Annotated in this window: 22 protein-coding genes; 11 read left to right on the top strand and 11 right to left on the bottom strand. The window is 55.8% G+C overall.

Features of this window, described 5'->3' with window-relative positions; translation table 11 throughout:
- Positions 1 to 429 precede the first annotated feature (429 nt).
- The 6 genes from Q0932_RS06285 to zwf all read right to left on the bottom strand — a co-directional run bounded on the left by Q0932_RS06285 (position 430) and on the right by zwf (position 6,436).
- Complete coding sequence (locus Q0932_RS06285; protein ID WP_299350611.1) at positions 430 to 1,596, bottom strand: choice-of-anchor F family protein; 1,167 nt, start codon at positions 1,594 to 1,596, stop codon at positions 430 to 432.
- 421 nt (positions 1,597 to 2,017) lie between these two features.
- Positions 2,018 to 2,806, bottom strand: a complete 789-nt coding sequence (locus Q0932_RS06280) for a thiamine pyrophosphate-dependent enzyme (protein WP_299350610.1) — start codon at positions 2,804 to 2,806, stop codon at positions 2,018 to 2,020.
- 9 nt (positions 2,807 to 2,815) lie between these two features.
- A complete protein-coding gene (locus Q0932_RS20545) occupies positions 2,816 to 3,181 on the bottom strand; it encodes a hypothetical protein (protein WP_366141391.1) in 366 nt (121 codons plus the stop codon).
- A gap of 790 nt (positions 3,182 to 3,971) precedes the next feature.
- The gene (locus Q0932_RS20540) at positions 3,972 to 4,064 is read right to left on the bottom strand and encodes a hypothetical protein (protein WP_366141393.1); all 93 of its coding nucleotides are present in this window, start codon (positions 4,062 to 4,064) and stop codon (positions 3,972 to 3,974) included.
- A 252-nt stretch (positions 4,065 to 4,316) separates the two neighbouring features.
- On the bottom strand, positions 4,317 to 4,991 hold the full coding sequence (gene pgl / locus Q0932_RS06270) for a 6-phosphogluconolactonase (protein ID WP_299350608.1): 675 nt from the start codon (positions 4,989 to 4,991) through the stop codon (positions 4,317 to 4,319).
- Positions 4,988 to 6,436, bottom strand: a complete 1,449-nt coding sequence (gene zwf / locus Q0932_RS06265; RefSeq protein ID WP_299350607.1) for a glucose-6-phosphate dehydrogenase — start codon at positions 6,434 to 6,436, stop codon at positions 4,988 to 4,990. The genes pgl and zwf overlap by 4 nt, the downstream gene beginning before the upstream one ends.
- A gap of 153 nt (positions 6,437 to 6,589) precedes the next feature.
- Here zwf and Q0932_RS06260 point away from each other — a divergent pair, with 153 nt between their 5' ends.
- Positions 6,590 to 7,531: a radical SAM protein gene (locus Q0932_RS06260; RefSeq protein ID WP_299350605.1), complete on the top strand. Its 942-nt coding sequence runs from the start codon at positions 6,590 to 6,592 to the stop codon at positions 7,529 to 7,531.
- Here Q0932_RS06260 and Q0932_RS06255 read toward each other — a convergent pair.
- The gene (locus Q0932_RS06255) at positions 7,528 to 8,592 is read right to left on the bottom strand and encodes a DUF2855 family protein (RefSeq protein WP_299350604.1); all 1,065 of its coding nucleotides are present in this window, start codon (positions 8,590 to 8,592) and stop codon (positions 7,528 to 7,530) included. The two genes, Q0932_RS06260 and Q0932_RS06255, sit on opposite strands and share 4 nt — an antisense overlap.
- 242 nt (positions 8,593 to 8,834) lie before the next feature.
- Here Q0932_RS06255 and gyrA point away from each other — a divergent pair, with 242 nt between their 5' ends.
- The 4 genes from gyrA to Q0932_RS06235 all read left to right on the top strand — a co-directional run bounded on the left by gyrA (position 8,835) and on the right by Q0932_RS06235 (position 13,323).
- Complete coding sequence (gene gyrA / locus Q0932_RS06250; RefSeq protein WP_299350602.1) at positions 8,835 to 11,579, top strand: DNA gyrase subunit A; 2,745 nt, start codon at positions 8,835 to 8,837, stop codon at positions 11,577 to 11,579.
- A 9-nt stretch (positions 11,580 to 11,588) separates the two neighbouring features.
- Entirely contained in the window at positions 11,589 to 12,158 is a 570-nt protein-coding gene (locus Q0932_RS06245; protein ID WP_299350601.1) for a hypothetical protein, read from the top strand.
- 27 nt (positions 12,159 to 12,185) lie between these two features.
- Positions 12,186 to 12,542: a hypothetical protein gene (locus Q0932_RS06240; RefSeq protein ID WP_299350600.1), complete on the top strand. Its 357-nt coding sequence runs from the start codon at positions 12,186 to 12,188 to the stop codon at positions 12,540 to 12,542.
- A gap of 61 nt (positions 12,543 to 12,603) precedes the next feature.
- On the top strand, positions 12,604 to 13,323 hold the full coding sequence (locus tag Q0932_RS06235; RefSeq protein WP_299350599.1) for a hypothetical protein: 720 nt from the start codon (positions 12,604 to 12,606) through the stop codon (positions 13,321 to 13,323).
- Between the two features lie 9 nt (positions 13,324 to 13,332).
- On the opposite strand, the gene Q0932_RS06230 is transcribed toward Q0932_RS06235, so the two are convergent.
- The 3 genes from Q0932_RS06230 to Q0932_RS06220 are packed head-to-tail and all read right to left on the bottom strand — an operon-like array spanning position 13,333 to position 16,767.
- On the bottom strand, positions 13,333 to 14,808 hold the full coding sequence (locus Q0932_RS06230) for a carboxypeptidase M32 (protein WP_299350597.1): 1,476 nt from the start codon (positions 14,806 to 14,808) through the stop codon (positions 13,333 to 13,335).
- 4 nt (positions 14,809 to 14,812) lie between these two features.
- Positions 14,813 to 15,961 carry a heme A synthase gene (gene ctaA, locus Q0932_RS06225; protein WP_299350595.1) on the bottom strand — a complete coding sequence of 383 codons (1,149 nt, stop codon included), beginning with the start codon at positions 15,959 to 15,961 and terminating at the stop codon, positions 14,813 to 14,815.
- Positions 15,962 to 16,020: 59 nt separating this feature from the next.
- The gene (locus Q0932_RS06220; RefSeq protein ID WP_299350594.1) at positions 16,021 to 16,767 is read right to left on the bottom strand and encodes an RNA methyltransferase; all 747 of its coding nucleotides are present in this window, start codon (positions 16,765 to 16,767) and stop codon (positions 16,021 to 16,023) included.
- A gap of 132 nt (positions 16,768 to 16,899) precedes the next feature.
- Here Q0932_RS06220 and Q0932_RS06215 point away from each other — a divergent pair, with 132 nt between their 5' ends.
- The 6 genes from Q0932_RS06215 (at position 16,900) to Q0932_RS06190 (ending at position 21,015) form a co-directional block, all read left to right on the top strand.
- Positions 16,900 to 17,229 carry a TfoX/Sxy family protein gene (locus tag Q0932_RS06215; protein WP_299350593.1) on the top strand — a complete coding sequence of 110 codons (330 nt, stop codon included), beginning with the start codon at positions 16,900 to 16,902 and terminating at the stop codon, positions 17,227 to 17,229.
- A gap of 67 nt (positions 17,230 to 17,296) precedes the next feature.
- Positions 17,297 to 17,917, top strand: coding sequence for a thiamine phosphate synthase (locus Q0932_RS06210; protein WP_299350591.1), 621 nt, complete (start codon positions 17,297 to 17,299; stop codon positions 17,915 to 17,917).
- Between the two features lie 43 nt (positions 17,918 to 17,960).
- Positions 17,961 to 18,854, top strand: coding sequence for a PfkB family carbohydrate kinase (locus Q0932_RS06205; protein ID WP_299350589.1), 894 nt, complete (start codon positions 17,961 to 17,963; stop codon positions 18,852 to 18,854).
- Positions 18,851 to 19,783 carry a pseudouridine-5'-phosphate glycosidase gene (locus tag Q0932_RS06200; RefSeq protein WP_299350587.1) on the top strand — a complete coding sequence of 311 codons (933 nt, stop codon included), beginning with the start codon at positions 18,851 to 18,853 and terminating at the stop codon, positions 19,781 to 19,783. The genes Q0932_RS06205 and Q0932_RS06200 overlap by 4 nt, the downstream gene beginning before the upstream one ends.
- 73 nt (positions 19,784 to 19,856) lie before the next feature.
- Positions 19,857 to 20,549 carry a DUF502 domain-containing protein gene (locus Q0932_RS06195; protein ID WP_299350586.1) on the top strand — a complete coding sequence of 231 codons (693 nt, stop codon included), beginning with the start codon at positions 19,857 to 19,859 and terminating at the stop codon, positions 20,547 to 20,549.
- Positions 20,550 to 20,553: 4 nt separating this feature from the next.
- Positions 20,554 to 21,015 (top strand): hypothetical protein, encoded by a 462-nt coding sequence (locus Q0932_RS06190; protein ID WP_299350585.1) that lies wholly within the window; start codon positions 20,554 to 20,556, stop codon positions 21,013 to 21,015.
- Here the strand turns inward: Q0932_RS06190 and Q0932_RS06185 are convergent.
- Entirely contained in the window at positions 21,009 to 22,046 is a 1,038-nt protein-coding gene (locus tag Q0932_RS06185) for a patatin-like phospholipase family protein (protein WP_299350649.1), read from the bottom strand. The genes Q0932_RS06190 and Q0932_RS06185 overlap by 7 nt on opposite strands.
- Positions 22,047 to 22,091: the final 45 nt, after the last annotated feature.

Raw genomic sequence — 22,091 nt, 5'->3', positions numbered from 1 at the left:
GCCATGCTACTTCTCCTATTTGCAGAAATAGGCTCAGCCTAACCTGCTGGGTGAAGCAGCCGGTACATCCCATTAGCGGACATTGCGCGGATCGTTTTGGTAGCAGTAAGATTCCTAGAGCAACACGGATCCCGCGTACGGCAAGAGTTGTTTCGAGCCTCTGCAGCGCCGAAAAGGGCGGCCGTTGGCAATTGGAGCGCTACTGCCTCTGATTAGACTCGGATTTGCCATTCACTCACTTCAGCAGTGTGGTCTTGCCATCGAGTTGGTTATCCAGTCTGTTCGGTCTTCGGGGACACCTTCCAAGTTCGAATAACGAGAGGGTGTTCTGTGTCGATCACAAAGGGCTGGGCGATATCTATGATATTGGCCCCGCACAACCCTTAGTTTCGAGTGCGGGACCATAGCTTGTCTCTGGATTGTGATCCGTTAGTTGGTACGGCGCTTGCGACGACGCCCAACCATCGCTAACAATCCAATCCCAGCCCCCAAAAGAGGCGCGGAAAGAGGAAGCGGAACTGGTGACACAGTTGTTCGTAATGTGAACGAACCACTTTCAACAGAACTCGATAGGTTAAACGCAAAGTTGAGGTTCAGGTTCGCCAAATCCTCTACATCATCGTCAAATAGAGCATAGCCTGAGCCAAAGTAATCCGAAACTTCGCTGAAACTTCCGAAATACTTAACATCCGATCCGGTTAAACTGTACGCAACACCATATTCGTCAATGTCACGGCGCATTTCCCATTGCCCCGAACTGTTGAGATAGGCCATCAACAGTGCCTCGGTTGAATCATCGAAATCATGATCCCAGAACGCCCCTTCGGGTACACCTTCGCGCGTTATCCATGATCCGAAGATGTCGTTATACGGTCCGAAAATTCCGGAGCTGGTAATCGATGTTGCCGTTTGCAAAACGTCCATGCCCGACCGTTCGGGTGCGAAGAATCCATCAAGATCAAAATTCGGGTTGGTTGATGCATCTCCAAAAAGGCCAAATGGATATTGCGTCGTGACGGATGCATTGGCTGTCGAAGGCTTCGCCATAAAATCAGTGGAAAATGTGATGCCATCACTTGCAGTCGCCTGAACGAATTCGTTTCCGACTCCAAAACCAATTTCGAGGGCAAACCCTGCAAGAGATTTACTCGTCGCGTTGATAAGACGGTAAAACATCTGATAATTGGCTTCTGCACCAGCTTGAACGTCGAACACCAAATCAAGGGGCTCTGTGCCAGTTACCTGAGTTTTCACTCGTTTACCGCTTTGGAAATCGCTCGTGCAAATAGCGCCCGGGTTTGACGTCATAATACAGCCATCAAGTGTAAGACCGCTGCCGCCAGAGCCGCCTTGAGTGTATACCTCGGGCTGAACTTTGATGCCTGGGGCGTACGCCTCTGGGGGCGTAAAAGTAATTTGGCCGTTACTCGTAGCGCCCGTATTTGACGGATTTTGATCATAAACTACGCTGGCCCCTGTGATTCCGTCCACAGGCGCTGAGTTGTCAACTACTACGTTGTCAGTGTTCCATCCAGTAATCGTGGCTGCACTGGAAAAACCGGCATTTGACAATGCCATGCCGGAGATGGCCGACATCAAAATCATTCTACTAGTTTTCATGTTACCCCCGTAACTTTTATTCAATTTCAGCCACCCGATTTCGATGGCAGTTAATGAGAATGCCGATAAGTGAAGGCTGAAAAGTACAGATAAGAATAGAAATTATAGCAACGGCATATTCACATGCACATATTAGAATATTACTTGTGAAAAGAACTTGATTTACATCAAAGTCAAGAATATCAACTTGTTTCCGTTCTGGAGACAATCGTGGATTTGGTCGGTTCTTGGCGAGGCCGTTCTGAAATCTTTGATAAAATTCCGGCTAACGAACTCTGGCGCTAACCCCAGAGAATGACCGCTCCCCCGCTTTTTCGAACGTGCTAATTGCTGCATTTGTCAGTATGGGCTCAAACCTGCCGTTTTTCTGCGTTATGAATAAATGACCCTTTCTGGCTTATGCCGGTAAAGGGCAGGCAACTTCGATCAAGGATGGACCATTGTCAGCGAGCCCAGCAGATAGTGCTTTCACAAAGCTGTCGATATCTTCTGCTCGTGTCCCGGGACCGCCATGTCCCTTGGCCAAAGACACCCAACCCAGAGTTGGGTTCTCTACGTCAAACAAAGCCTGAGCATTCTGACCAAATTGCGTAACACCTACATTGGCAAGTTCATTACGCAAAATCTGATAGCCGCGATTGGCAAACACAATCACTGTTACGTCCAAATTCTCGCGCGCCATCGTCCACAGCGATTGCAGGGTATACATCGCGGACCCATCACCTGTTAACGCGATGACCTTCCGCTCCGGGCATGCGATGGCTGCGCCCGTTGCGCAGGGTAAACACAGACCGATTGCGCCGCCGGTTCCCGCCAGCATTTCATAAGACCGCGCCGTTGCCGTAGCAGGCAGGACCTTCAATCCCGAAGTTACGGATTCATTGCACAAAATGGCGCCTTCCGGAATGAGAGCTGCCAGGGCCAAACCCACTTTTTCCAAAGTCAGCCGAGGTAGATCAAGCTGGAGAGCGTTCACCTTGGTTTTGTTTGTAACGCCGACAGCATCCGCCAGGGATTGCAGCGTCCAGTTGATGTCATCTGTCCGCGAACACAAACTTACCATCGCGCAGTCCGATGGCTCGGGAACACTTGGCTTTCCTGGGTGTGCAAAGAATGCAACCGGCCTGTCCGCGCCGACCAGGGTGATCGACGAGGTTCCGACCAGTTGCGCGATTTTTGGTGTCACCGGACATACCTATTGGTCCAGTTTTGCGGCGCCCGCGCCCCTTGATATCCGGGGTATCAACGTGTCAGCCAACAACCGGCATCCTGTTGCCGCGGCAATTTTGCCAGCCAGCTCGCGAAGCGGTCCGAAAAGAGCGGAATCACCAATCAAAAGCGCCGCCCCCGGTGTCTTCAAGCGGGCGGCGGCTGCCTCAATATCCTCGGGGGACGGCTGATGGAGCTTTGGGCTGTGCGTCAGCTGTTGCGCTGCGCCATCCGCTTCGTCCCCACCAACTACGCGGCCAAGGGCCGTTTCAGCCACTTCTCGAGGAACTTCGGTTGCATCCGCACGCCAGTCACGGAAGCTGGATCGGAAACCATGTGGCCTCTCTCCCATACCCCTACGCTCCATAAAGCGCGCCATCGTCGCGTCGGAAATAACACCCTTCGAACAGACGGAAAAAGATAGCCATCTCGGGCATTTGGCTTGGCTTCTTCAATTACTCGTTGAGCTTCTTTTTATAGCGGCACCGCGAAATCTGTAACGGTGCCCTTATCGCCCTTCATCGCTTCTGCAGGAGTGGCCCAGATGTCTCCATCGATTTGCTCAAGACGCAAGAAACGAAGAGGATGTGAACGAACTGCAGTGAGTATTAACAATTTCAAAGCTAGTTGTGTGGGTGTGCCTTCGTCGAGACTATCAAAAAAGCCGGGACCTTTTTCCAATGCAGGGCGGGAATGTGTTTCACTATGTGGCGCTGCTTCCCAAGGTGAGCTTTAGCTTTGCTAACGGCCTGCAAGTCCACATCTAGACCCAGCGCAGCTGCGTGCTTCACGCAAACACCCAATCTGTCGATGGCTTTTTGTGCTGTACTGGCCTTCTCATGCCAAATCGGGGCCAGTGTATCTCTAATGTCTCTCTGGTCGATTTGAGAAACCGGCATTTTCCCTAGTTTCGGCAACACGTGAAGTTTCAAGGGACTAAACCAGTTACCGGCCTTACCGTCTCCCTTTAATTACGCTTTTAGGCTTTCAAAAGCATCAACGGCAATATCATTCAAGATGTTCATGTTCCGCTCGGCTTCTCGCCGCAGAAGTTCACACTCTTTAATCGGGTCCACCCCCTTACGTGCGAGTGACCGCCAGCCTTCAGCTTCCTCTCGCGCCTCTTTAAGAGAGACGTCCTTTTAAGCGCCCAACCCCATTTCACGGCGCTTTCCAAAGACCGTCACACGAAGCACCCATTGGGCTCCTCCGTCGGAACGTTTGTAAAGCCACAAGCCGCCACCATCAGAGTATTTGCCCGGCGGGGCATTTCTTACCCTGGCTGCAGTAAGCTTGTTCAATGCTTTCAACTTTTAGTCCCCCTTTTCAGTCCACCTCAATATATAGTATTGGATTCTATCATTTGCGACAGAATGAAACAAGAATATCATGTGTTTATTAAGGAAAACGTGACCTGTACGATTGATTGCAACTACATGATATAGGTATTCAATTCCCGTTACCCGCTCCAGAATACACCAATCCTCTTAGGACGGCGCCCAGTGCACCGTGGCGCCGTTCAGAACGGCCGCGACCGGGGCGTCTTCGGGCTCCATGTGCAGGGCTTCTTGCAGAGCCTCGCGCTTGGCGTCGCCTGTGATCAGCAGGTGTTTGGAAATCGCCCGATCCAGAATCCGCGCCGACAGCGTGACGCGGGCCTCGGGCTGATCTTCGGGGTAAACCGGCACGAGGATGGGCGCGTCGGATGCCAACGCCTTACTCAGGCCCGGCGCATTGGGGAACAAAGAGGCGGTGTGCATATCTGCACCCATGCCCATCAGCGCAACGGCGATGGGCAGTTCCGGAACAATCATCGATTCAAGATCGGCCAAAACGTCTTCGGGGGCGTGCGCTGGAGTGAACAGCGGGATAAAGCGGGCAGCGGAGGCGCGGTGCACCAACAGTCTTTCCTTGATCAGCCGCGCGTTTGAGCGGGGATGGTCTTCGGGCACCCAGCGCTCATCGGTCAGCACCACATCAACGCGATCCCACTCAATGTCGGCCGCGCAAAGATCGTCGAATACCGGTCCCGGCGAGGTCCCTCCAGGAACCGCGAACAACACGCGATCTTCGTTGTGCAGGGCTTCGGTCAACTCGTCGGCAAGGGTGTTTGCCAGATCAATCGCGAGCATCTCTGAATCTGGATATGATTTTAGATTCAAGGGTCTATTCCTCTCCATTCACGCCCATCCCGGCGCATCAGTTGTTGGGCCGTGTCTGGCCCTGAGGTAAACGAGTCATAAGGTTTTGGCACATCACCCCGGGCTTCCCAGCCCTTGATAATCGGATCGGTCCACGCCCAGGCGGCCTCAACCTCATCATCACGCATAAACAGGGTTTGGTTGCCTCGGATCACGTCCATGATCAGGCGCTCATAGGCGCCGGGCGCATCCGCATCAGGCCCCAAGGCTTCGGCAAAACTCATGTCCAGCGGCACGTCGATCAGACGCATACCACCCTGCCCCGGTTCCTTGATGGTCACGTCCAGCGTGATGCCCTCATTCGGTTGCAGCTGGATGGTCAACTCATTGTTGTGGCGTCCGGCATCCGGGCCAAAGATCGAGTGTGGCGCATCTTTGAACACCACGGTGATCTGGCTGTCACGTCCTTTGAGGCGCTTGCCAGTGCGCAGATAAAATGGCGTGCTGGCCCACCGCCAATTCGACAGGTGGCATTTCAGAGCAATGAAACTCTCGGTTTTCGAGCGCGGATCATCGACATCCTCGCGGAACCCCTGAACACCGTCTCCTTGCGTGTACTGTCCGCGTACGATGTGGTGCGGCTCAACCGAACTTAAGGCGCGGATCACTTTCAGCTTTTCATCTCGCACTGAATCCGGTTCGAATTGTGCCGGAGGCTCCATCGCAATGAGGCACAACAGCTGCATCAGATGGTTCTGCATCATGTCGCGCATGGCGCCGGCTTTGTTGTAATAGGCCCCGCGCCCGCCGACACCGACCGTCTCTGCCACCGTGATCTGTATGTGGTCGATGTACTGCGCGTTCCAAAGCGGCTCAAACAGCATATTCCCAAAGCGCACCGCCATCAGGTTCTGAACGGTCTCTTTGCCCAAGTAGTGGTCAATCCGATAGATTTGGCCTTCTGCAAAATGTCGACACAGCACTTTGTTCAGCGCACGCGCAGTCTCAAGATCACGGCCAAAGGGTTTTTCAACGACAATTCGGCTGGCCGGGTCTACCAGACGGTATCCGTGCAGTCGTTCAGCCAGATCTTTGAACAGTCCTGGCCCAACCGAGAAATAGAAGGCCCTTATCCTGTCGTGCCCTTCGAGCAAGGTAGACAGTTCCTGCCAACCGGTGCTGCCTCGCGCGTCAATGGTCACATATTCGATCTGATTTAGAAATGCCTCGAGGGATGTGCCTTCCTCGGCCTCTCCAAACTCTTTGAGGGCCGGGCGCACAAAATCCCGGTAGTCGTCAGAGGTAAACTCGGATCGCGCGGCTCCGATCAGGCGGCTTGGACCCGGCATTTGCCCTGCACAATAGCGCTTGAACAGGGCAGGAAGAATTTTGCGACGAGCCAGATCTCCGGTACCACCGAACACAACCAGATCAAATGCTTCTACCGGAATGACACGCGACGCCATAATGCCCTCTTAGTCTTTTTGTCCCGACGAATTGCCGACTCCGCGCGCAACTCTATCACCTCAACGCCGCTTCACAACTCTGTCAGTGACCAGATCGTGGGTTTTCCCCAACACCCTGCTCGGCTAGCAAGGAAACAACACAGGAAGGCGCGTATGAAAGACCAGTCCAATATCGGTAAATTTTCGGATCCGTTTGTCACAGCTGGCGGGCAAACTCGTGCACACGTCGCGCTGAATGACCCACAAACCTTGTGGTTCAACACCGGAACACTCTGCAACATCGAATGCGAGAACTGCTATATTCTGTCGTCTCCAAAGAATGACACTTTGGTCTATATGACCGCTGATGAGGTGTCGGACTATCTAGATCAGCTTGAGGCACGGAACTGGGGTGTGCGTGAAATAGGCTTCACCGGTGGTGAGCCGTTCATGAACCCCGAAATGGTCGAGATGGCACGCCGTTCATTGGCCCGAGGTTATGAGGTTTTGGTCCTTACCAATGCGATGCAGCCGATGGTGCGTCCTTCTGTAAAACAAGGGCTTCTGGACTTACAGGCAGAGCATGGTGCGCGACTTACGCTCAGAATCTCTGTGGATCACTGGAGTGCCGCTTTGCACGACAAGGAGCGTGGTCGTGGCAGCTTTGATCGTACGGTCACAGGCATGCAGTGGCTGCGCGACAATGGCATTCGCATGACAGTTGCAGGACGTACGGTTTGGGGTGAAACCGAGGTTGATGCCCGCGAAGGATATGCCCGGTTTTACGAGGCCCATCGCTTTGACATTGACGCGATGAACCCCGGGACAACCGTGCTGTTTCCCGAGATGGACGGAACTGTTGAAGTTCCTGAAATAACAACCGCTTGCTGGGGCATCCTCAACAAATCCCCGGCCGAGGTTATGTGCTCAAACTCGCGTATGGTCGTCAAGCACAAAGGCGCCGACAAACCGTCGGTGATTGCCTGCACTCTGCTGCCCTATGAACCTGAATTTGATATGGGCCCAACCTTAGAAGACGCAGAGCGCCCCGTGCATCTAAACCACCAGCATTGCGCTAAGTTTTGCGTTCTGGGCGGCGCCAGCTGCTCTGCTTAGAGCGCGATTACATGCCCGTCACGTGGAGACGCCTGCCCCTTGGCCAGCGCTTCATACACTGGCAATGCGGCTTCTAGGCCCTCATGCTCTTTCAGATCCAGCCAGCTTTGCGCGTCGGCAGCAATGCGCTTCCATGCTGAGGTGATCTGGCGTTCAATTTCTCCCGGTCCCCATTCAGCACGGCGCTTTTCAATCTGGCTGGGGGCAAAGAAGAACTGCGGTTTGGGTCCGGCCAGGTCTTGCTTTGGCTGAAACTGATCCCAATGGCTGGTGCCCACGGCACTAGAATGATGCAGCAGATCGCCCAGATGGTTATGAAGTCGCGCTTTGACATCGGCATTGCCGGCCATATCCACATAGACAGAGGGGCGTTTCTCAAGCGCGTCCACATCGTCATATGCCACCACGGCATCGCATCCCGACTGTGCATCGACAAAGGCCTTGTTGCCGGCAGACGTCAGACCAATAATTTGCACTGGCTTTTCCGTCAGTTCGGACAGAAACTTACATAAACCCAACCCTGTTTTGGATGAGGCACTTCCAACAATCACTTGTTTTGCATCAAAAAAATTATTGTCCTGCAGCCAATCACTCAACAGGAAAGACGTGGCCAGAAGCGGCTGCAGCAACGATTGCAACCCCTCCCATTCCGGCGCCTTGGCATGCGTGCGCGTGTAGCGATTGTAGACCACAGGTAGCTTGGCTCTGTGCGGCGCTGCGTCCATGACCACCCTTTCGCCCTGTGCCTGTGGGGTCATGATGATTTCGTCAGCGAGCGGAAAGAACCCGTAGAACCGCGCGCCCACTTCTGCGTCTCCAGACCGGCTTTCGACCACTTCGGCAAAACCCCAGACAGGCACAACGCCCATCCCATCGATCCCCGAGGGGAAGAAATGCCAGTACCCAAGGACAAACCCCGTGGCGGCGTAGGTCACATTGTTGGTCGTCAGAGCAAAGCGCTTGATCCTCAGTCGCGCCTGACCGGGGAGCAAGTCAGCATTGGCGACCTCGTCCAGAGCAATTTGTGTTATGTCCTTTTGATCCACCAGCAAACGTTTCATTATTTCCTCCCGCGTTTGGTTCAGCCTATCCGTTTTTTGGTTCGACCCAGCGGAAACGTGACGTCATCTGTATCGAGGGCGTTGCCCCCTTGGTTTCGCGACATTGAGCAGGCTGAATTTCTCCCTGACCATCCAATCCTCCAAAGGCGTTCTAAATACGGAACAACCATTGCCCCAATATGCTGTGGCTGATATAACTGTGACAACAACATGAAGACCGCGCAACAGAAGCGAGCCACCACGTGAGCGACACGCCAGAAACCCCTGAAAACGAAGAAGAAACCCCGCGCGAGTATATGCAGCACGAGGGTCCTTCGGTCACCATCGAAGACGAGATGCGCACAAGCTATCTCGATTATGCCATGAGCGTGATCGTGAGCCGGGCGATTCCTGACCTGCGGGACGGTTTGAAACCGGTGCATCGCCGCATTCTTTATGCCATGCATGAGACCGGAAATGCCCACGACAAACCCTATCGCAAATCGGCGCGTCCGGTGGGTGATGTCATGGGTAAATACCACCCGCACGGTGACAGCGCGATCTATGATGCCTTGGTGCGGATGGCACAGGATTTCTCGATGTCGCTGCCTTTGCTGGATGGGCAGGGCAACTTTGGTTCGATGGACGGCGATAACCCCGCCGCGATGCGCTATACCGAAGTGCGCATGGACAAACCGGCCGCCTTTGTGCTGGCTGACATCGAAAAAGATACGGTCGATTTTCAAGACAACTATGACGGCAAAGACAAGGAACCCACGGTTTTACCGTCACGCTTCCCGAATATGCTGGTCAATGGTGCTGGTGGTATTGCGGTTGGTATGGCCACAAACATCCCGCCCCATAACCTCGGCGAAGTTGTTGATGCCACCTTGGCGCTGATTGAAGATCCGGACCTCACAAGCGAACAACTGATCGACTATGTACCCGGACCTGATTTTCCGACCGGAGGCATCATGCTGGGCCGCTCAGGCGCTCGCAAAGCCTATCTTGAGGGTCGTGGCAGTGTCATCATCCGCTCAAAAACCCGCGTCGAGGAAATCCGCAAAGACCGCTATGCCATCGTCATCGACGAGATCCCCTATCAGGTGAACAAAGCATCGATGATCGAAAAGATCGCCGAACAGGTGCGTGACAAAAAGATCGAGGGCGTGAGCCACGTTCAGGATGAATCCGACCGTAACGGTGTGCGCGTTGTTGTAGAACTCAAGCGCGATGCCACGGCCGAAGTCGTGTTGAACCAACTGTTCCGCTTCACTCCGATGCAGACCTATTTCGGCTGCAACATGCTGGCGCTGAATGGTGGCCGGCCGGAGCAATTGACCCTGCGCCGCTTCCTGACGTCGTTCATCGACTTCCGTGAAGAGGTTGTCGCCCGCCGCACCGCGTTTGAACTGCGCAAAGCCCGTGAACGCAGCCATATTCTGTGCGGTCTGGCCGTCGCCGTGACCAACATCGATGAAATCGTGACCACCATCCGTCAGTCACAGGATGCCGCCGAAGCGCGTGAAAAACTGATGACACGTCGCTGGCCTGCGCAACCGATCCTGCAATACATCGCGTTGATCGACGATCCGACCCACACCGCCAACGACGATGGCACCTATAACCTCTCTGAAACTCAAGCCCGCGCCATCTTGGAACTGCGCCTGCAGCGTCTGACCCAGATCGGGGTCAAAGAGGTTACGGACGAATTGGAAGAACTGGCCGGTAAGATCAAGGAATACCTTGAAATCCTGGGGTCGCGCGACCGCATCATGGGCATCATCACCGATGAGCTACAAGAGGTCCGCGAGAAATTTGCCGTGCCGCGCCGCACCGAGATTGTCGACTGGTCCGGTGACATGGAAGACGAAGACCTGATCGAACGCGAAGACATGGTCGTGACGGTCACATCCGGCGGCTATATCAAGCGCACGCCGCTTGCCGATTTCCGTGCTCAAAAGCGCGGTGGCAAAGGCCTGTCCGGTATGCAAACCAAAGAAGAAGACGTGGTCACCACGCTTTTCGTGGCCAACACTCACACCCAATTGTTGTTCTTCACAACAGATGGCATGGCCTACAAGCTGAAGACATGGCGCTTGCCACAAGGGGGTCGTACGGCCAAAGGCAAAGCCATCGTCAACATCCTGCCTATCCCAACCGGGGTCTCGATCGCCGCTATTATGCCGGTTGATGTGCCCGAAGATGATTGGGCAAATCTGCAGATCGTCTTTGCGACATCTGCGGGAACTGTGCGTCGTAACCGACTGTCAGACTTCACAAATGTGAAATCCAACGGCAAGATCGCCATGAAGTTCGAAGACGATCACGCCGACACGAAACTCATCAATGCGCGCATATGCTCGGAAGAGGATGACGTGATGCTCGTCACCTCCTCGGGCCGCGCAATCCGCTTCCCCACCACCGAAGTGCGCGTATTCAACAGCCGCGCCTCGGTCGGGGTTCGCGGCATCAAGCTGACGGGCAAGGACGAGGTCGTGTCAATGTCGGTCATCCGCCACTTTAAGGCCGAAGCTGAAGAACGCGCCGCCTATCTCAAGATGCGCCGTGCCGTGGCAGGTCTCGCCGATGACGCGGAAATCGATGACGAAGACGCTGACGTCCCGGCAGGTGAACTCAGCCAGGACCGTTATGCTGAGATGTCCGCGGTTGAGAACCTGATCCTGACCATCACATCAGGTGGCGCGGGCAAGCTTTCGTCCAGCCATGACTACCCTGTGCGCGGACGTGGCGGCATGGGCGTTGCAGCGATGGACAAAGCCATGCGCGGCGGCAGCCTTGTTGCTTCCTTCCCGGTCGAGCTTGACGATCAGATCATGCTCGCGACCTCCAAAGGTCAGTCGATCCGGGTACCGGTTGAAGGCATTTCCTTCCGGTCACGTAGTGCTGGCGGTGTCAAAGTCTTTAACACCGGCAAAGGCGAAGTGGTCGTGTCTGTGGCAAGGATTGCCGAACAAGGCGATGAGGATGCTGAAACCGAAGAGTGAGATGACGAAATGAAGAAGATTGGTGCGCTTGTCGCGATCGTAGTGTTTTGTTTTGGTCTTTATTATCGGTACGATGTTTATCAAAAAAATCAGCGTGTTGAGCGTCTGAATGACCGTATCGCGGTGATGAACTTCATGACGGACTTGTCCAACAAGGCGTCTTCGTATGACCAAGACTGTGTCAACTTCATCGTCAAATGGTTTGAGGAAACAGTCGCGGGCAATACCGCCAAAGCCAACTCGGCTGAGTTCTTTGCTGAAGGCTGTGGAGAACAACTGCGCGCAGTCCATGCCGAAGCCAAAGCCACCGTTAACGCCGCGCGTGAAAAGGCGCCTGACTCACAACTGAAAGAAGCTTTCATCCAGAGTGCCTTGGATTACATCGGTGCCTATGCCGACAAGGGCCGAGACCATGACGACATCTATTCCATGTTAAAAACCGCAAAGGACCGTGGAGAACCGTTTGGTCCCCTGGCCGACAAAGTCAACGAGTTGTTGGAAGATGACGTGGACCGGGTGACCGATGCTTATAACGCGATCGAAGCCGCCAAGACCGCCTATTGGAATGACCATGACTAAGGCACCTGCAGCCAGTCAGGAGATATGATGACCTACCGCGTTTCTCTGTTGACGTTGGGCCTTCTGGCCATGTCGGGTCCGACTTTGGCACAAGAGCTCAAGGGGCCAGACCTGCTCTCCACCATCAGCGGACAGCATTTCGACTGTAAAATGGGTCCGGTACCACTGGAATGGATCATTTCAGAGGTGGATCCAGAGGCAAGTGTTGTTCCCTATAATGCGATTGTGGGTGGCAAGACGGTCGAAGCAGAATACACTTTGACCGAAGACGGGAAGCTTAGCTCGGACGGATATGGCGATGCCCGCACGGTGACGCCGTCAGAAGACGGTACATTGTCTGTGGCACGATCAGACGGACGCGTCATGGTTTGCACGCAGCGTTAAGTCAGCATTTGACCTCCCAAGGTCGTCCAAAACCCTACAAAACCCAATTGGCTGCCAGCGCTTGGCCGCATCCGTGACAAATTTTCGTCAAATTTGCCGCCTATCGTTGGAATTACAACAAAGATGTGCACGCGGGGGCTGTGCCGTTCACTTCAGACTGGCAAGGGTCGAAATGGAAAGAACAGCTCCGGAGTCTCCCGCCTCCCGTAATTTCAAACTCCTCGTGATGCGGCTGCTGATAGCGGCCTATCTGATGGCCTGTAGCGTCGGTATTGCACCTGGTCCCAACCTTGTGCCGACCTTGTCACGCCTGATCCCCGAGACCTATGCCCTGGCGTTGGGCACGGCGATGATGTTCTTGCCTGCTTATACGATGATGGCTGGGATTTGGTTGCGTGGAAGCATTCATATTCTGGCAATGATGATCGCCTTAAACACCATTCTAGAATTGTTCGTCTTTAATGCTGTGCCGAAACCCGGCGTCCTACTGCAAGAAATCGTCACGCTTTGTGCCATGCTGCAATGCCTGATGCTGCTGAAAGGGCGTCATTTCCGCCACGAATCCATTGTGAAGAAAAAGGTGCCGGTGCGCCGTCTTGATCCCAGCGTCAGCGCGCCCTCAAACACCGCATCGCTCAGCACGAAGCCGGTTAAAATCGACACCAGCTTCTTGCCAGAGCCACGGTTGCGCACCCCTGGAGTGGCCTTTGGGCACTCTGCCCGACAACAAAACCGCGCCCCTGAAAAGGACGCCGATGTTGTGAATATTTTTGCGACCTGACGGCGAAGCTCAGAGCTTATAGAGATCTGTAAATTTGGCTTCGAGATAGGCCAACAGAGGCTCGGGACTGGGGGTAACCCCGGATGCATGCACGATCGTGTCATGAGGCGCACGCACCCCCCCATGTTGTTGCAGCGCATCGCGCAACCAGCCCGTCACCGCTGAGGTATCACCCTTGGCCAATTGCGCATCCAGATCAGGCACCGCAATCCGCAACGCATCGTTCAGGCATCCCGCATAAACGTTGCCCAGCGAATAGGTCGGGAAATAACCAAACAAGCCGACTGACCAATGCACATCTTGCAGACACCCGTTTGAGGGCTTGTCGACCGCATAGCCAAAATCTGCCTTGAACCTGTCGTTCCACGCAGCTTCAAGGTCACCAACGGCCAGATCGCCTTGCATTAATGCCCGTTCCAGATCAAAGCGCAGCATGATGTGCAGGTTGTATTGCACCTCATCAGCCTCGGTGCGGATATAGCCGTCATGCACACGGTTCACGGTGCGATAAAAACTCTCGGCGTCCGCGACACCAAAGTCCCCAAATGTTTCGACCATCTGACCATAAAGCCAGCCGGTAAACGCACGGCTGCGACCCAGTTGGTTTTCGTAAATACGGCTTTGGCTTTCATGAACGCCCATCGACACACCCTGCCCCAAGGGAGTCAGCAGATAGGCCTGGTCAATATTTTGCTCGTATGCGCCGTGGCCGACCTCGTGGATCGTTGAATAGAAACAGTTGAACGGATCATCCTCGCTGGTGCGGGTGGTGATGCGCACATCTTGCCCCGAGCCGGACGAGAACGGGTGAACAGCCTTGTCGACGCGGCCGTGGCTCATGTCATAGCCAAAGGTGCGGGCCAGTTCGCGAGTGAGCTGCATCTGTTTTTGTGCAGGAAAGCTGCCCGACAGAGCCTTGGGGGCCTCTACGGCCAGAACCGCGGCACGCAAGTCCACAAGTCTCGGGCGCATGGTATCAAACATGGCTGCCAGTTCAGTCGCAGTCATGTCCGGTTCGTAGTCATCAACCATGGCGTCGTAGACGTCACCGCCATCTGCCAACGCCTGTCCTTCCTGACGCTTCAGGCCGACAACCTCTTCCAGGACTGGTAAAAAAGCCGCCACATCTTCATCCGCACGCGCTTCAGCCCATTGACCCTGTGCGCGGCTGGTGACCTTGGCGATTTCGGCAGCCAGTTCGGCAGGCACTTTCATCGTCCGGGTGTAAGATCTGCGAATATGGCGCATCTGCGCCTGCCCCACGTCATCCAGTGTCGTGTCGTCGATGGCGGCCAGCCACTCGCCAACTTTTGGATCTGTTCGGCGCGCATGCAAGGTGGCCTCAATCGCGGCCATTTCTTCGGCACGCTGGGGTGCGGCCCCGCGCGGCATCATGGTTTCCTGATCCCATCCCAAACGGCCCGCAACCTGCGCCAGCGCCTGTGTGGTGTGCTGGAACGCCATCAAATCATCATATGCACTCATGAACTTAACCTTCTCGGATAGACCGGGTTAGGGGGTAATGCGCCAGGAAACGGGCGCGCAGGATCAGGGTCCAAAGCAGAATGGCCATGCCCTGATGCGTGATCGCAATATGGACCTGAGCGACGTAAAGCACGGTCACAATGCCCAAGACCACTTGTAACACGACGGCCGCAAGCACTGCGTTAAACGCAAACTGCGTGGCGCCATGTGCCGAAGCGCGTCCAGCGCGCCAGACGACAACCGCGAAGATCACCAGAAGGTATCCCCACATCCGGTGCATGAACTGCACCAGCCCGGCATTTTCAAAAAAGTTCACCCAAAGGGGCGCTTTCGAAAACGCATCAGGCGGAAAGAACTGACCGGCCATCAGCGGCCAGTCAACAAATGAGCGCCCCGCATCAATACCCGCCACAAGCGCCCCGAGAAGGATCTGAATAAAGGCCATATGCATCAGACCGGTGGCCATTGAAAAGGGTTTAGCCTCTTTGCCCCGACGTGCCTGCATCAGGTCACGCTCTTCCCGGCCCAGCAAAAGGATGTACCACGTGATGAACCCAAGGATAATAAAGGCCAGGCCCAAATGCGTTGCCAAACGGTAAGAGGCCACGGTGGTCACATCTTCGCCCGAGGTTACGCCACTGGCCACCATCCACCACCCGACAGCGCCCTGAAGCCCGCCAAGTGCCCCAATCAGGAACAATCGCCCCGTCCAGCCCGTTGGAATTTTTCGCGCCACGGCAAACCCGGCAAAACCAAGCGCCCAGATCAGACCAATCACGCGGCCAATCTGACGATGGCCCCATTCCCACCAGTAAATTGCTTTAAAATCCGCCAGTGTCATCCACTGATTATCAAGGCGCCATTGGTCAATTTCTTTGTATTTTTCGAACTCGGACTGCCATGCGGCCTCGGACATTGGCGGCATAGCTCCGGTCACAGGGCGCCATTCGGTGATCGACAGACCGCTTTCGGTCAAACGTGTCAGCCCACCGACGACAATCATCACCACAACAAGCGCAAAAAGCACCATCAGCCACGCCCGGATACCCCGGCGCGCGCCCTTGGTGCCGCTGTCGATCACACCCACCGCTTTGGGGGCCTCTTTGGGGCTGCTCTCGCCCACCTCTTCGAAAATGTTGCGCTTCTGGCTCATGGTTCGTCCTTTTCGCGTTTCACGAGAGATTAGGGCGCCCCCAACAGGGCTTCAAGCAATCAACGCCCGCGTTCTTTCCAACGCACCATTTGCCGCAGGACACCGTGCAGCATCTGCACGTCAGCGCGTGTCAGCGGCATACGGCTCCACATATTGCGCAGGTTGATCTTCATACCCTCTGCCTTGGCTTCGGGGAAAAAGAACCCAGCCTCATCCAGCCGCTCTTCGTAATGTGTGGTCAGGGCTTCCATGTCGAACTGACTGGCCCAGTCGGTCTTGGCCATATCGACTCGTTCCGCCACCACATCCGCACTGGCGCGACGCCACTCATATGCGGTCAAAAGCACGCATTGCCCAAGGTTGAGCGAGGCATAATCCGGGTTCACCGGCACATTGATAATGGCGTTGGCCCGCGCGATGTCATCATTTTCCAGACCAGACCGTTCGGGACCAAAAAGCACGGCCACCTTTTCCCCTGCCGCGATCTTTTCTGCCGCCATTTGCATGGCGCGCTCAGGCGTCACGACGGGTTTGGTCAGACCACGGGCACGCGCGGTGGTGGCAAAAACAAAGTGACAGTCTTCCAGCGCGGCGGGTGTGTCGGCACATAACACCACATCGTCCAGCACTCGCCCTGCCCCGGAGGCCATCGCCACGGCGCGCTGGTTCGGCCAGCCATCGCGGGGATCAACAATACGCATCCGGTCCAACCCAAAATTCAGCATCGCCCGCGCAGCGGCGCCTATGTTCTCACCCATCTGTGGGCGCACAAGCACAAAGGCAGGTTGTGGGGTTCCGGTTGGCATCACGCACTCCATCAAAAATCACCGCCGCTGATACCCCCGCACCCGGAAACACACAACACCCCTACTTCTTTTGGCTATAAATATCCCCGCCAGAGGCCTAGAATCCATCACACACCAAGAAAGGAACAGAGCATGGCGTATGACGAAGGACTGGCTCACATTCTGCGGGACGACCTGACCGAGGTCGCCGGCATCGAAGAGAAAAAGATGTTTGGCGGCCTCTGTTTCATGCTCAACGGCAATATCCTCTGCGGTGTACACAAAGGCGGTGGCATGTTTCGGGTTGGCAAGGACAATGAGGTGGCAGCACTTGCGATCAACGGCGTCAGTCCGCTGGCCTTCACCGGCAAGAAAATGGGCGGCATGCTGGATGTTGACGAAGACCTGATGGCCGACGACGGCCACCGCGCCCAAGTGCTTGGGTTGGCGATGAATTTCGTGGGCAATCTGCCCGCAAAGTAGCCAATCATGGCCAAACGTGGCGATCCACGCTATCACGGCGCAACGCTGACGAATCCGGAGCCCTAAAATGGCCGACCAAGAGCTGCCCCAGATCTATCTCATCACCCCACCCGAGATCGAGCTTAGCCGCTTTCCAGACCAATTGGGCCGCGTCTTGGACGCGACAGATATCTCCTGCGTCCGGCTGGCCTTGGCCACACGAGACGAAGACCGGATCAGCCGTGCTGCAGATGTGGTGCGTGAAACCTGTCATGCGCGCGACGTGGCAATCGTGATTTCCGAACATCTGGTGATGGCGGAACGGTTGGGGCTGGACGGGGTCCACCTGACCGATGGGGCGCGCTCAGTGCGCAAAACCCGCAAAGATCTCGGCGACGACGCCATTGTTGGTGCCTTTTGCTCCGCCTCGCGCCACGATGGCATGAGCGCGGGTGAACAAGGCTGTGACTACGTCAGTTTTGGCCCTGTTGGCCCGACGCCACTCGGCGATGGCACAATCGCCGAGCATGAACTGTTTGAGTGGTGGTCACAGATGATCGAAGTTCCAGTAGTGGCCGAAGGCGCGTTGGACACAGAGATCGTCCGCAGCCTTGCGCCGGTGACAGACTTCTTTGGCATTGGCGAAGAAATCTGGCACGCCGAGGATCCGGTTGCCAAACTGGCAGACCTGCAGGCCGCCATGCGCTAAGCCGCGCTTGCCAAGCCTCGGACAAAGCGCCACAACACTTTGCATGACTCGTACCCATGACATTCTTTGTATCGGCTCGGTCCTTTGGGACGTGATTGGCCGTGCACCTGTGCATATGCGACAGGGTTCGGACGTTCCGGGCCGCATCACCCGCCTGCCCGGTGGTGTCGCGCTGAACATCGCTATGACGCTGGCCCGCTTCGGCCTGCGCCCCGCATTGCTGACGGCGATCGGACAGGACGCCGAGGGAACAGAACTGATCACGGCCTGTCGCGAGCTTGGGTTGATCACCGACTATGTCTATCGCAGTGAAGATCTTCCGACAGACAGCTATATGGCCGTTGAAGGCGCCAACGGGTTGATCGCCGCTATTGCTGATGCCCATTCGCTTGAAGCCGCAGGCGACAAGATCCTGCGCCCCTTGAGCGATGGGACATTGGGGAGCACCACTGCGCCTTATGACGGGTTTATCGCGCTGGATGGCAATCTGACCCAGCGGCTGTTGGAAAACATTGCCCACAGCGACCTCTTTGCCAGCGCGGACCTGCGTGTGGCGCCCGCCAGTCCGGGCAAGGCAGAACGGCTGTTGCCGTTTCTCAACCATGATCGCGCCGTGCTCTACGTCAATCTCGAAGAGGCGGGCTTGCTATGCCAGACCAGCTTTGACAGTTCAGCGCAGGCCGCTGCCGGGTTGATTGCCCGCGGTGCGCGCCGGGCACTTGTGACCGATGGTGGCAACTCTGCCAGCGACGCGACACCAGATGGCATCCTGACCCAAACCCCGCCTGCAGTTCTGGTGACTCGTGTCACAGGTGCCGGAGATACCTTCATGGCCGCCCATATCGTGGCCGAAGCCCAGGGCTGTAACCGCGACGAAGCCCTGACCCGCGCCCTTTCAGCAGCCGCCAACTACGTTTCCGGAGGAAATGCCAAATGAGCCTTGTGACCCTGTCCCCCGAAGTGGCTGAGGCCAAGGCCAATGGCGCGCCGATCGTGGCGTTGGAAAGTACGATCATCACGCATGGTATGCCATTTCCGCAAAACGTTCAGGTCGCGCGCAAGGTTGAAGAGACTATTCGTGCAAAGGGTGCCACCCCGGCCACCATCGCCGTGATTGATGGCACGCTCTTTGTCGGGTTGACCGACGAACAGTTGGACCAATTGGCGCAAGCCGAGACTGTCGCCAAACTATCGCGCGCTGATCTGGCGGTTTGCATGTCGAAAGGCCTGACTGGTGCCACGACTGTGGCCGCGACAATGATCGCTGCAAACCTTGCCGGGATCGACGTCTTTGCCACCGGCGGCATCGGCGGGGTGCACAAGGGTGCCGAAGACACCTTTGATGTCTCTGCCGATTTGTCCGAGTTGGCGCAGACCTCGGTCACCGTTGTCGCCGCAGGCGCCAAGGCCATCCTCGATATCCCCAAAACGCTGGAAGTCTTGGAAACTAACGGCGTGCCGGTCATTGGCTATCAACAAGACAGTTTCCCGGCCTTTTGGTCCTCGCATTCGCCACTCGACGCGCCGCTGCGTATGAACAGCCCCACCCGCATTGCCCGCGCGCATATCTTGCGCGGTCAAATGGGCATATCCGGAGGTCAGTTGATCGCCAACCCCATTCCCGTGGCCGACGAAATCCCGTCCGACGTGATGGACCCCGTCATTGCACAAGCGACCTCTGAGGCCGCCGCCCAAGGGATCGCTGGTAAAGAGGTCACGCCCTTTCTGCTCGCACGGATCTTTGAGCTGACCGACGGACGTTCCCTCACCGCCAATATCGCCCTTGTGCTCAACAATGCGCGGCTGGCGGCGCAAATTGCGTCAGAAATCACCAAACTCAAGGCGCAATCTGCAAATTCAACCTAAAAGCCACCCAGCAGGCGTTGATCGTTCTCGGTCCATTCCTTAACTAGTCATCAGGACCAAAAAGTGAGCCACCATGACAACGCCCTTTGACGACGACCCTCATCCTCACCGCCGGCACGGGCGGTTCGCAGGATTGCGCGCGTCATTCCTGACGGGAATCGTGGTGATTGCACCTGTGGCCATGACCATCTGGTTGATCTGGACGTTGATTGGTTGGTTCGATGGTTTTGTGCTTCCGCTGGTGCCTGAAACCTTCCAGCCAAAACAGTATGTCGGCAACAATCTACCCGGCGTCGGCGTGGTCATATTCCTGATTTTTACCGTCGTTGTCGGTTGGATCGCCAAGGGTCTGATCGGTCGGTCGATGATCGGCTTTGCCGAAGGTCTCGTCGACCGGATGCCGATTGTGCGGTCAATCTATTCCGGCGTGAAACAAATCGCCGAAACCGTATTTGCACAATCGGACAGAAATTTTGAAAAGGCCTGCCTGATTGAATACCCGCGCAAGGACATCTGGGTTGTGGGGTTTGTCTCGACCAGTGCCAAAGGCGAAGTGGCGGACTCGGACAGTACCGGCGAAGAACTGATGGGTGTCTTTGTTCCAACCACACCCAACCCCACGTCGGGCTTTTTGCTGTTCCTGCCCAAGAAAGACATTATCGAACTGGAGATGTCCATCGAGGAAGCTGCCAAACTGGTGATTTCCGCAGGCTTGGTCTATCCGAACGCCAAAGACCCGACCGCGCCTCCCGATACAGAGGACTGATCGGATGTATTGGCTGGACGGAGCGATAAAACGTGACCCTGTCCGCCGCTGGAACCTACCTGACAGGATCTTCTTTGGGCGCGGCGCATGCCACATCCTTGCCGGAAGCTACTTGAAACAAGGGATCGGCCCACATTTCTACGCCGAGCATATCGTCCCGGCGCTCGGCTTTTCTGGCAGCCACATCTATGTCACCGACGGCCGTATAAGCTTTGATTTTCACGGCTATGCACTGCGTGAGCGCCTGCTGGCGCATCATTGGCGCGGTTGGCGCAAACGGTATCCAACATGGTCCGGTTCAGTCGAACGTGTGGCCTTTGATCTCTTGGACACCAAATCCCTCAACGCGCGCAAAATGCTGGGGCCAGATCAGTATGGCGGCAGTGCGCTGGCCCGCGCCCAAGCCTATCTCGCGCGCATTGACCATTCAAATGCCTACGCACGCACGGCACATCGCGCCTATTGATAGGTCGCCTGTAAATCCACGGTACTGCGCTGACCCAGGTCGGCCTTGTGCGTCGCGAGGAACGCTTTTGCCGCGCCCTGCCCGGCTGCAAACAGTTCTTTTAGGATATACCCCGTCGGCACCGTTTTTGTGGCCGAGGACAACTCGTTCATCAACGCATCGTCAGCAATCATATGCACTTTGACAGCCTTCATATCGCCCTCGGCAATTACGCCACGGGCAATCAGGCGTTCGACAAAGGAAATTGCCCGCAACTCGCTCAGTAACGCCGAGTTAAAGCTGATTTCGTTGATGCGACTTTGGATTTGCTGCGGCGACACGGGTTTTTCGCTGCGCTCAATCGGATTGATGTTCACAATGACCACGTCGTCGGGCAAATCCTTGTCAAACAGCGGGTACAAGGCCGGATTGCCGGTATAGCCGCCATCCCAATAGGCCTCGGTTTGGCCGGTTTCTGGGTCGTCGATCTCAACCGCCTGAAACATCGTCGGCAAACAAGCCGAGGCCAAAATCGCGTCTGTCGAGATTTCCTCGCGCGTGAAGATGCGTGCCTTGCCAGTGCGCACGTTGGTGGCACAGACAAACAGGCGCGGCCCCTCGGAAGAACAAACCGAGTCGTAGTCAAAAGCCTCAACAACCGGGCGCAACGGGTTTTGGTAAACCGGGCCATAGGCATAAGGCGACATCATGCGCGACAGGGTTTCTCCCATCGCATAGGGCAACGAGTATTCCAGTGCCCGCGCAACATTGCCGGGGCCAAGCTCTTGCAACCAGGGTTGCAGAAATGCGCTGAGGTGATCCTCGCGCATGGCGCCCATGCGCTGCCAAAGCGACTTAAGGTTTTCCAACGCTCCGGCCCGACCCGCGCGGATCATGCCCGATTTCACTGCAGCTCCGTTCAGCGCACCCGCCGACTTTCCGGTAATACCCGCAATTTCAATCTCAGGATCCTGCAACAAGACATCCAGTACCCCCCAGGTAAAGGCGCCATGCGCGCCACCACCTTGCAAGGCCAGATTGATCCGTTTCATCTCAGCCATGCGTCACGCCCATGTTTCTTTTGGCCACAAATATCC

Origin of the sequence: uncultured Shimia sp. (genome assembly GCF_947498095.1) — a bacterium.
Classification (GTDB): Bacteria; Pseudomonadota; Alphaproteobacteria; order Rhodobacterales; family Rhodobacteraceae; genus Shimia.
The sequence above is the reverse complement of the archived record's forward strand: the minus strand, read 5'-3'. Positions and strand labels throughout refer to the sequence as shown.